Source organism: Myxococcus faecalis (assembly GCF_050039385.1).
Classification (GTDB): domain Bacteria; phylum Myxococcota; class Myxococcia; order Myxococcales; family Myxococcaceae; genus Myxococcus; species Myxococcus fulvus.
In genome coordinates, this window is the sequence record NZ_CP144336.1 from 10,680,700 (window position 1) to 10,693,071 (window position 12,372).

The 12,372-nt window shown below is 68.8% G+C and carries 1 protein-coding gene (only partly in view); it reads right to left on the reverse strand.

All coding sequences use genetic code 11. From position 1 onward, the window contains the following. On the reverse strand, positions 1-12,372 hold the 3' portion of the coding sequence (locus VZQ01_RS42330) for a non-ribosomal peptide synthase/polyketide synthase (protein ID WP_426746492.1). The gene runs 5,889 nt beyond the window's last position; the window shows 12,372 of its 18,261 coding nt (coding positions 5,890-18,261); the start codon falls outside the window, past its right edge; the stop codon is at positions 1-3.

Below are 12,372 nucleotides of genomic sequence, written 5' to 3' on the forward strand. Positions count from 1 at the left end.
TCAGGCGCCCTCGTTCCGTTCGTCGTCCTGCCGCAGGAAGGGCTCGGAGACGTGCTTCACGATTCGCGCGGCCAGGGCTTGGACGTGCGGAGCGTGCAGCAGGGTGTAGTGGGTGCCCGGGACGTCCTCGACCTCGAGCTGCTCCGGGGCCACGTAGCGAGACCATCCGTGGGTCGGCTCCACGGAGCGCTCCCGCTTCGCGTCCTTCGCGCGCAGCAGCAACACGGGGCCTCCGTAGGCGCCTGGACGGAACGTGGACAGGACCCGCAGGTTCGCGCGGGTCACGTCACGCCAGGCCCGGAGGTCCGAGTCCTGGACCTCGGGGGGAAGCCACCCGGACTCCCGTGCATACGCGATGACCCGAGCGAGCTGCTCATCTTCGGAGAGCCCCGCGAGAGACTCGGGCCGGAGCGTCGACTCGACTCCCGCGGTCCGCGCGAGGTCCATCGCCATCCCCGCGAGGAGCAGCGCGTCGTCGGGTCCTTGCGTGAGCAGCTCGTCCGTGGACGCGAAGCTGTCGAGGAGGATGAGCTGTTCGACGCGCTGTCCCTGACGCTCCAGCTCGCGAGCCATCTCGAAGGCCACGACGCCGCCCATGGACCAGCCCCCGAGCACATACGGGCCTTCCGGACGCACGGTTCGCAGCGCGGCCACGTAACGCCGCACGAGCGCGTCCATGTGTTCGAGTGGAGGCTCCGCGCCGTCGAGCCCTGGCGACTGGAAGGCGTAGACCGGTCGGTCCGCTCCCATCCACCGTGAGAGCAGCCGATAGGGTCCCACCGCTCCGCCAACCGCGTGAACGAAGAACACCGGCGTGCCCATGCCCTCGGACTGCAACGTCACGCAGACTTGATCGGGACTGTCACCACGGGACACCTCGAGCCACGACGCGAGCTGTTCGACCGAGGGGGCCTCGAAGAGGGCGCGCAGCGGGAGGTCGATGCCAGTGAGTGCACGCACTCGCGCCACCACCTGCGTCGCCAGCAGCGAGTGCCCTCCCAACTCGAAGAAGTCGTCCTTCCTCCCGACTCGCTTCGCTCCCAGCACTTCGCTGAACACCTCCGCCAGCTTCGCTTCCAACCCCTCTCGCGGTGCTTCGTAGGCGTCTTCCGGTGACGTCACCGCCTCCGGCGCCGGCAGCGCCCTGCGGTCCACCTTCCCGTTCGCCGTCAGCGGCAGCGCCTCCAGCACCACCACCGTCGGCACCAGGTACTCCGGCAGCCTCCTCCTCATCCCCTCCTTCACCGCCGCCCCCTCCACCTCGCCCACCACGTACCCCACCAGCCTCTTGTCTCCTCTCTCCTCCCTCACTACCGCCACCGCTTCTCGCACCCCCGCCACCGCCTTCAGCCCCTCCTCCACCTCCCCCAGCTCAATCCGGTACCCCCTCACCTTCACCTGCCCGTCTCGCCTCCCCAAAAACTCCAGCGCTCCGTCGTCCCTCCAGCGGACCACGTCCCCTGTCCGGTACAGCCTCTCGCCCTCTCCAAACGGACTCGGCACGAAGCGCTCCGCCGTCAGCTCCGGCCTCCCCACGTACCCTCGCGCCAGCCCCTCGCCCCCCGCGTACAACTCTCCCGGCACTCCCACCGCCACAGGACGCAGTCCCTCGTCCAGCACGTACACTTCCGTGCCTTCCACCGGACGCCCAATCGGCGCTCCTCTCTCTCCGACGTCCGACTCCTTCTGCATCCTCCACGTCGTCGTGAACGTCGTGTTCTCCGTCGGGCCGTACCCGTTGATGAGCGTGCCTCCCGCGCGCAGCCGCTCCTTCACCCGCTGCACCGGCAGCACGTCTCCTCCCGCCAGCACCTGCTTCACTCCCGCCAGTGCCTCCGGCTGGTACGCCTGCATCTGCTCGAAGAGCGCCGCTGTCAGCCACAGCGACGTCACCTGGTGCGCCTTCAGCGTCGCAGCCACTTCCTCCAGCGCAAGCTCCTTCGCCGGGTACACCACCAGCTTCGCTCCGTTCAGCAGCGCGCCCCATACCTCCAGCGTCGACGCGTCGAAGCCCACCGGCGCCAACTGCAACCACACCTCCTCCGCGCTGAAGCTCGCGTACGTGGCTCCCTTCACCAGCCTCGCCACTGCCTTCTGCGGCACCCCCACGCCCTTCGGCGTCCCCGTGCTTCCCGACGTGTACATGACGTACGCCAGACTGCTTCCATCTCCTCGGAGCGGCGGGTTGCTCTTTGGCTGACGTCCAATCAACGCCGCGTCCGCGTCGAGGCTCACCACCACGTCCGTGCTCTCCGCCACCTCCTCCACCAACTCCTCGCGGCCCACCACCACCGCCACCCCCGCCTCCCTCTTCATCCACCTCATTCGCTCCGCCGGGTTGCTCCCCTCCAGCGGCACGTACGCTCCTCCCGCCTTCACCACCCCCAGCACCGCCACCACCCACTCCAACGAGCGCTCCACGCTCAGCCCCACCCGCACTTCGGGGCCCACTCCCACGCTCCTCAAGTGGTGCGCCAGCTGGTTCGCTCTCTCGTTGAGCTGCCCGTACGTCAGTGACTCCCCGGCACTGTCGACCACCGCGACCGCGTCAGGTCCAGCGGCCACCGTCGCTTCGAACAGCCCGGCCAGGGTCTGCTCATGCAACGACCGCAGGCTCTGTCCGTGCTGGCGTCGCGCCTCCTGCTGTTCATTCTCACCAGGCTCTGCGCCAAGCCTCTCCGCGCGCGATGAGCCTCGGCCGCTCCACGCCACCACCCGCCGCCGCTCCTCCTCCGTCTCCAGCGGCAACTCCCTCACACGCTTCCCCCAACCCTCCACGCCTCCTTCCAGCACTCGCCTCACGTGCCTCACCAACCGCTCCGCTGTCCCTTCCTCGAACAGGTCGCTGTTGTAGTTCAGCACCACCGCCACTCCGTCCGGCCCCTCTCCCACGAGCAACGAGAAGTCGAACTTCGACGTCTTCGTGTCCGTCTCCAGCCCCTTCAGCACCAGCCCCTTCCCCAGCTTCACCTCCACCCCGGGCGTGTTCTGCAACGTCAGGCTCACCTGGAACAGCGGGCTGCGGCTCAGGTCCCTCTGCGGCAGCAGCTCCTCCACCAACTTCTCGAACGGCACGTCCTGGTGCGCGTACGCACCCAACGTCACCTCCTTCGCCCTCCCCACCAACTCTCCGAACGTCTCCCCCTCCTCCACTCGCCCCCTCAGCACCAGCGTGTTCGCGAAGTACCCGATCAGCCCTTCCGTCTCCGCGTGCGTTCGCCCTGCAATCGGGAAACCCACCACCACTTCCCGCTGCCCCGCGTGCCTCGACAGCACCACCTGGTACGCGCTCAGCAACACCATGAAGGGTGTCACCCCTTCACGACGACTCACCTCCTCCACCTTCCTCCACAGCTCCTTCGGCCACTGCGTCTGGACGAAGCCACCCCGGAAGCTCTGCGCCGCCGGCCTCGGCCTGTCCGTCACCAGCTCCAACGCCCTCGGCGCCCCTTCCAACTGCTTGCGCCAGTACTCCACCTGCTGCTCCAGCACTTCCCCCTGCAACCACCCTCGCTGCCACTCCGCATAGTCCCCGTACTGCACCGGCAGCTCGCCCAGCGGCGACGGCTTCCCCTCCGCATACGCCCCATAGAGCGCCGCCACTTCCCTCACCAACAGCCCCGTCGACCAGCCGTCCGACACGATGTGGTGCAGCACCACCACCAACACGTGCTCCTCTTCAGACAGCCTCACCAACGTCGCCCGCAGCAGCGGTCCGCGCGACAGATTGAACGGCCGCGCGACCTCCTCGCCGACGAGACGCAGCAACGTCGACTCTCGCTCCGTCTCCTCGTGCAGATCGACTCGACGGAACTGGAACGGCGATGGTGGGGAGATCACCTGCACGGGCACACCGCCCTCATCAGGGAAGCTGGTGCGCAGGTTCTCGTGACGACGAATCACCTCGGAGAACGCTCGCTCCAGCGCCTCCACATCGAGAGCCCCCTCCAACCGGAGCGCCGACGGGACGTTGTACGTGACACTCCCAGGTTCGAGCTTGTCGAGGAACCACAGGCGCTGCTGCGCGAAGGACAACGGCAGTGCCCCCTGCCGCGCGGAGGGCCGCAACGCCGGTACCGAAACGGCTCGCGCGACCTGCTCCACCTTGCGCGCAAGTCCCTCCAGCGTGGGCGCCTCGAAGAGCGCCCTCAGCGGCACCTCCACGCTCAGCGAGCCACGCAGCCGCGCCACCACCTGCGTCGCGATGAGCGAATGCCCACCCAGCGCGAAGAAGTCATCGTGACGACTCACGCGCTCGACTCGCAGGACCTCCTTCCAGATGGAGGCCAGCGACTCCTCCATCGGCGTCGCGGGCGGCACATGCACCGCGCCTGAAGCCAGAGCCCCCGCCTCCGGTTCGGGCAACGCCCGGCGATCCAGCTTGCCATTCGGCGTCAGCGGCAACGCCTCCAGCACCATGAAGCCCGAGGGCACCATGTGCGCCGGCAAGCGCTCCTGGAGGAAGCCTCGCAACATCCCCAGGTCCACGACTCCCGAGGCGCTCGCGATGACATACGCGACCAGCCGCTTGTCACCAGCCGCGTCCTCGCGAGCCACCACCACCGCGTCACCCACCGGGGGATGCTCGCGCAGGACCGCCGCCACCTCTCCAGGCTCCACGCGGAAGCCTCGCACCTTCACCTGGAAGTCCGCGCGGCCCAGGAACTCCACCCTGCCATCCTCGAGCCACCGCACCCTGTCCCCCGTGCGGTACATCCGAGCTCCCGACACTGGGCTGAACGGGTCCGGACCGAAACGCTCCGCCGTCAGGTCAGGGCGCCCCAGATACCCACGCGCCACCTGCTCGCCGCCGATGAACAGCTCGCCGGGCACTCCGGTCGGCACCGAACGCAGCTCGGCATCCAGCACGTACACGCGCGCCTTCGCCAACGGCCGCCCCAGCGGCACGGTCGCCGCCCGGACCACCGCATCCACCGGTCCCGCGAGCACACCCACGGTCGTCTCCGTGGGGCCATAGTGGTTGAACACCTCCAGCGTCGGGGCCAGGGCACGCACCTGCTCCACCAGCGCCCACGTCGAGGATTCGCCACCCAGGACCAGTCGCTTGCGAGGCAGCACTCGCGCCGGCTCCGGCGCCGTCAACCAGGCGGAGAGGTGCGCGGGCACCATCTTCACGCAGTCCACCGGGTGACGCTGGAAGTACTCCGCCACGCCCATGGGATTCCCCATGCGCTCGGACGAGAGGACATGCAGCACGCCTCCCGTGCACAGCGACGGGAACAGCACCGTGTTGCCCAGGTCCGCGCCGAAGGTGGACACCAACGCGAAGCTCGCGCACTCACGCAGCCCGAGCCGCTCGGTCGCGGCCTGGACGTAGTTGACCAGCGCCCCGTGTGACACGGCCACGCCCTTGGGACGCCCCGTGCTGCCCGAGGTGAACAACACGTATGCGGTGTTCTCCGGCGCGACCAGCACGGCCGGCGCGGCTGCTGAACGCCCCGCTAGCAGCGCGGCGTCCCGGTCCATCAACACCCGATGCGCGGCGCAGGTCTCGAACGAAGCAGCGTGACGAGACTCCGTCACCACGACGGGCGCGGCGACCTCCTCCACGAGCACGCGCAGACGCGTCGCGGGCTGGGCTGGCTCCAGCGGCACGTAGGCGCCTCCGGCCTTCAGGACACCCAGCAGCGCCACCACCAACTCCACGCTCCGCTCCAGGCACAGCGCCACCGGGACGTCGGGCCCGACGCCGAGCTCCCGCAGATGCCTCGCGAGCTGATTGGCTCGTGCGTCGAGCTGCGCGTACGACAGCAGCACGTCCTCGTAGCGCACGGCGGGCGCCATGGGGGTTCGGGCCGCCTGTTGCTCGATGAGCACATGCAACGGCGCCGCGTTCGAGAAGTCCGCAGGGGTCGTGGACCACGAGCCCAGGACCTGTTGCCGCTCGGCTGGCGTCATCAGCGGCAGCGCGGAGAGGCGCTGGCCAGGGTTCGCGGTGATCGCCTCCAGCAGCACCTGAAGGTGCGCCACCATGCGCGCCGCCGTGGACTCGGAGAACAGGTCCGAGTTGAACAGCAGTGTTCCCGTGATTCCCTCCGAGGTCTCGCTCAGGTTCAGGGACAGCTCGAAGCGCGCGGCCTCCGTGCCCTCCGTCTCCAACGGCACGAGGGACAACGCGGGGAGCTCGAGCGCCTCCACCGGAGCGTTCTGCAGGACGAACAGGACCTGGAACAGCGCGGTGCGGCTCAAGTCGCGGGCGGGACGCAGCGCCTCCACCAGCTTCTCGAAGGGGAGGTCCTGGTGCTCGTAGGCCCCGAGCGTGGTCTCACGGACCTGGGCCAGCAGTTGGAGGAACGTCTCCGCGGGCTGCACCCGCGCGCGCAGGACCAACGTGTTGACGAAGAAGCCGATGAGACCCTCCGTCTCCGCATACCGGCGGCCCGCGATGGGCGAGCCTACGCTGATGTCGTCCTGCCCCGAGTAGCGGGACAGCAACACCTGGAACGCCGAGAGCAACACCATGAATGGGGTGGTTCCCGTCTCGCGGGCCAGCGCGCCCACCGCGTCTCGCAGCGCGCCCGGGAGCCGTACGGGGACGGTGGCGCCTCGCTGCGATTGGACCGCGGGGCGAGGCCCCTTGATGGGCAACTCCAGATGCGGGGGCGATCCGGCGAGCCGCTCCCTCCACCAGTCGAGCTGCGTCTCCAGTCGCGTTCCGCTCAGCCACTCGCGTTGCCAGAGCGCGTAGTCCGCGTACTGCACAGGGAGCGCGGGCAGCGGTGCCTGTTGTCCCTCGGAGAAGGCCACGTAGAGCGCGCCGAGTTCTCGCACCAGCACGCCCAGGGACCAGCCGTCCGAGACGATGTGGTGCATCACCAGCGACAGCACATGTTGCTCGGGAGCGAGTCGGAGCAGCGTGGCGCGCAGGAGCCTGGGCTGTCCGAGGTCGAACGGGCGCAGCGACTCCTCGACGGCACGGCGCCGCACCGCGCTCCGGCGGCCCACTTCGGACAACGCGCTCAGGTCCTCGAAGGCGAGCTGGAAGTCGTCGGGGGCGTGGATGACCTGGACTGGCTCCCCCTCGTGCAGGGCGAAGCTGGTGCGCAGGGATTCGTGACGCGCCACCAATGCGGAGAACGCGCGCTCGAGCGCGTCGATTCGCAGCGCCCCATTCACCTGGAGGTGGATCGGTACGTTGTAGGCGGCGCTGCCAGGAGAGAGCTGTTCGAAGAACCACAGGCGCTGCTGCGCGAACGACAGCGGCGGCGGGCCAGAGCGAGGCCGAGGGACCAGTGGGAAGACGTCGGGCGTCGTGCTGTCCCCACGCGAGGAATCGAGACGTCTCGCGAGCGCTTCGAGGGTCGGTGCTTCGAAGAGAGTCCGCAGCGGGAGGTCAATGCCAGTGAGTGCGCGCACTCGCGCCACCACCTGCGTCGCCAGCAGCGAGTGCCCTCCCAACTCGAAGAAGTCGTCCTTCCTCCCGACTCGCTTCGCTCCCAGCACTTCGCTGAACACCTCCGCCAGCTTCGCTTCCAACCCCTCTCGCGGTGCTTCGTAGGCGTCTTCCGGTGACGTCACCGCCTCCGGCGCCGGCAGCGCCCTGCGGTCCACCTTCCCGTTCGCCGTCAGCGGCAGCGCCTCCAGCACCACCACCGTCGGCACCAGGTACTCCGGCAGCCTCCTCCTCATCCCCTCCTTCACCGCCGCCCCCTCCACCTCGCCCACCACGTACCCCACCAGCCTCTTGTCTCCTCTCTCCTCCCTCACTACCGCCACCGCTTCTCGCACCCCCGCCACCGCCTTCAGCCCCTCCTCCACCTCCCCCAGCTCAATCCGGTACCCCCTCACCTTCACCTGCCCGTCTCGCCTCCCCAAAAACTCCAGCGCTCCGTCGTCCCTCCAGCGGACCACGTCCCCTGTCCGGTACAGCCTCTCGCCCTCTCCAAACGGACTCGGCACGAAGCGCTCCGCCGTCAGCTCCGGCCTCCCCACGTACCCTCGCGCCAGCCCCTCGCCCCCCGCGTACAACTCTCCCGGCACTCCCACCGCCACAGGACGCAGTCCCTCGTCCAGCACGTACACTTCCGTGCCTTCCACCGGACGCCCAATCGGCGCTCCTCTCTCTCCGACGTCCGACTCCTTCTGCATCCTCCACGTCGTCGTGAACGTCGTGTTCTCCGTCGGGCCGTACCCGTTGATGAGCGTGCCTCCCGCGCGCAGCCGCTCCTTCACCCGCTGCACCGGCAGCACGTCTCCTCCCGCCAGCACCTGCTTCACTCCCGCCAGTGCCTCCGGCTGGTACGCCTGCATCTGCTCGAAGAGCGCCGCTGTCAGCCACAGCGACGTCACCTGGTGCGCCTTCAGCGTCGCAGCCACTTCCTCCAGCGCAAGCTCCTTCGCCGGGTACACCACCAGCTTCGCTCCGTTCAGCAGCGCGCCCCATACCTCCAGCGTCGACGCGTCGAAGCCCACCGGCGCCAACTGCAGCCACACCTCCTCCGCGCTGAAGCTCGCGTACGTGGCTCCCTTCACCAGTCTCGCCACTGCCTTCTGCGGCACCCCCACGCCCTTCGGCGTCCCCGTGCTTCCCGACGTGTACATGACGTACGCCAGGCTTCTTCCATCTCCTCGGAGCGGCGGGTTGCTCTTTGGCTGACGTCCAATCAACGCCGCGTCCGCGTCGAGGCTCACCACCACGTCCGTGCTCTCCGCCACCTCCTCCACCAACTCCTCGCGGCCCACCACCACCGCCACCCCCGCCTCCCTCTTCATCCACCTCATTCGCTCCGCCGGGTTGCTCCCCTCCAGCGGCACGTACGCTCCTCCCGCCTTCACCACCCCCAGCACCGCCACCACCCACTCCAACGAGCGCTCCACTCTCAGCCCCACCCGCACTTCGGGGCCCACTCCCACTCCCCTCAAGTGGTGCGCCAGCTGGTTCGCTCTCTCGTTGAGCTGCCCGTACGTCAGCGAAGCACCAGCGGCGTCGACTACCGCGACCGCGTCAGGTCCAGCGGCCACCGTCGCTTCGAACAGCCCGGCCATGGTCTGTTCACCTGGTGAAGGAGGACTTCCTCCTCGGTCGTTCCACGCCGCCATCGATTGGACATCAGACAGCGCAGCGCTCGTCACCGAGTGCGGAAGCTGGCCGTGCTCGCGGGACTTCGTCCCGGACACATGCTTACGCCCGCTCCACTCCACCACCACTCGCTGCCGCTCTGCCGCTGTCTCTAGCGACAGCTCCCGCACCTTCTTCCCCCACCCCTCCACGCCTCCCTCCAGCACTCGCCTCACGTGCCTCACCAACCGCTCCGCTGTCCCTTCCTCGAACAGGTCGCTGTTGTAGTTCAGCGCCACCACCACCCCGTCCGCGTCCTCGCCCACGGACAGCGAGAGGTCGAACTTCGACGTCTTCGTGTCCGTCTCCAGCCCCTTCAGCACCAGCCCCTTCCCCAGCTTCACCTCCACCCCGGGCGTGTTCTGCAACGTCAGGCTCACCTGAAACAGCGGACTTCGGCTCAAATCCCGTTCCGGCAGCAGCTCCTCCACCAGCTTCTCGAACGGCACGTCCTGGTGCGCGTACGCACCCAACGTCACCTCCTTCGCCCTCCCCACCAACTCCCCGAACGTCTCCCCCTCCTCCACTCGCCCTCTCAGCACCAGCGTGTTCGCGAAGTACCCGATCAGCCCTTCGGTCTCCGCGTGCGTGCGTCCTGCAATCGGGAAACCCACCACCACTTCCCGCTGCCCCGCGTGCCTCGACAGCACCACCTGGTATGCGCTCAGCAGCACCATGAAGGGTGTCACCCCTTCACGACGACTCACCTCCTCCACCTTCCTCCACAGTCCCTTCTCCCACCGCCGCTCCAACACCGCCCCACGGAAGCTCTGCGCCGCGGGCCTCGGCTTGTCCGTCACCAACTCCAGAGCCTTTGGCGCTCCCTCCAACTGCTTGCGCCAGTATTCCACCTGCTGCTCCAGCACTTCCCCCTGCAGCCACCCTCGCTGCCACTCCGCGTAGTCTCCGTACTGCACCGGCAGCTCGCCCAACGGCGACGGCTTCCCCTCCGCATACGCCCCATAGAGCGCCGCCACCTCCCTCACCAACAGCCCCGTCGACCAGCCGTCCGACACGATGTGGTGCAGCACCACCACCAACACGTGCTCCTCCTCGGAGAGCCTCAGCAACGTCACCCTCAGCAGCGGCCCTCGCGACAGATCGAACGGGAGCAACACCTCCTGCTCCACATGACGACGCGCCTCCGCCTCACGCGCGGCCTCCGGGAGTCCCTCCAACTGGACCACGCGCAGGGGCACCTCGACTTCGGACAAAACACTCTGCACGGCCACGCCGTTCTCACTCCGGAACGTGGTGCGCAGGGCCTCATGACGGCGGACGAGATCCTGGAACGTCCTCGCCAAGGCCTCGGTGTCCAGCGGACCACGCATCCGCACGGCACCCGGCATGTTGTACGAAGCGCTGCCGGGCTCCAGTTGGTCCAGGAACCACAGTCGCTGCTGCGCGAAGGAGAGCCGCGCCGGCTGCCCCTTGTCCTCACGAGGCTTCAACGGCGGCACCGCCAACGACGCCCCCGCTCGAATCAACCGGTCCACGCGCACCGCGAGCGACGCCACGGCGGGCGACACGAACAGCTCCCGCAGCGGGACCTCCAGACTGAACGCGCTCCGAATCCGCGAGATGGCTCGCGTCGCCAGCAGCGAGTGTCCGCCCAGCTCGAAGAAGTGGCTGTGAATCCCCACCCTGTCGAGCCCCAGCACCTCCGCGAAGATCCCCGCCAGCAACTGCTCCGTCGCGGTCCCCGGCGCGACGAAGTCGACTCCCGCCGTCGCCCCCAGCTCCACCGCGGGCAGCGCCTTGCGATTCACCTTGCCACTCGGAGTCAGTGGCAATGACTCCAACACCGTCAGCGCGGAGGGAACCATGTACTCAGGCAGCCGGCCCACCAGATGCGCACGAAGCTCCGTAGGGTCGGGCCGCTCGGGATGCTCACGCGAGGGCACCACGTACGCCACCAGCTTCGCGCCCGCGGAGCCCTCGTCACGCACCACCGCCACCGCATCCCCCACCGAGGGATGCGCGCGCAGCACGGACTCGATTTCCCCCAGCTCGATGCGGAAGCCACGCAGCTTCACCTGGAAGTCGAGGCGGCCGAGGAACGCGAGCTCACCGTCGGGGAGCCAGCGCGCCTTGTCTCCCGTGCGGTACATGCGCGCACCCGGGACGGTGCTGAAGGGATTGGGAACGAACCGCTCCGCTGTCAGCGCTGGACGTTCCAGATAGCCACGCCCCACACCCTCGCCTGCCAGGAACAGCTCCCCGGGCACACCCACGGCGACAGGTTGGAGGTTCGCGTCCAGGACGTACGCCCGGACATTCGCCAGCGGGGCTCCAAGCGAAGGCCGCGCTGATCCACGCACGGCACGCACCGTGGAGTCCACCGTGCACTCGGTGGGCCCATAGACGTTGAACGCGGTGATGCGCGGGTGGAGGGAGAGCTGCTCCCAGAGCGCCTCGTCCACCGCTTCGCCGCCCACGAGGACTCGCAGCTCGCGACGTGACGCCAGCCCCTCACCGAGCAGCAGGCGCAGGTGGGACGGCGCACAGTCGAGCACGTCGACGCCGTGTCGCTCGACCCACGCCACCAACAGGGCCGCATCCTGGCGAGCGGCCTGCGGCACCACGCACAAGGTGTGTCCATCCGAGATTTGAACGAGCTGCTGGACGGACGCGTCGAAGGCCAGCGGCGCGCTGACACTGAAGCGCAGCGGACCGTTCAAACCCACGAGGGCCGTGGACGCGAGCGCCGCGCGCAGGTTCATCACCGACGCGTGCTGAATCATCACGCCCTTCGGTTGGCCCGTGCTCCCCGACGTGTAGATGACGTAGGCCAGGTGCTCCGGAAGCGAGACACGCGGCGGCGCGCCTTCCGACTCCGAGGCGAGCGCCTCCACCATGCCTGGATCATCCAGAGGGATGACCTCGACGCCCTGTGCCTCCACTCGCTCGGCCAGGGCACGCTGCGTGAGGACGAACGCGGCGCGCGCGTCCTGGAGCACGAAGGCCAGTCGCTCGCGAGGATGCGCCGGGTCCAGGGGGACGTACGCACCGCCCGACTTGAGGACACCCAGCACGGCGACGACCATGTCGACGCCGCGCTCCAGGCAGAGGGCCACGCGGGACTCGGGCCCGACGCCGCGAGCGCGCAGCCACCGGGCGAGCCTGTTCGCCCGATGGTCGAGCTGGCTGAACGTGAGCGACGTCTCGTCATCCAGGACCGCCAACGCCTCGGGCGTGCGCGCGACCTGCGCCTCGAAGCGCTCGTGCAGCGTCTGGCCGGGTGACGAGAGCCCGCTCCGCCCGCTCCACTCCTCCAGCAACCGCCGCCGCTC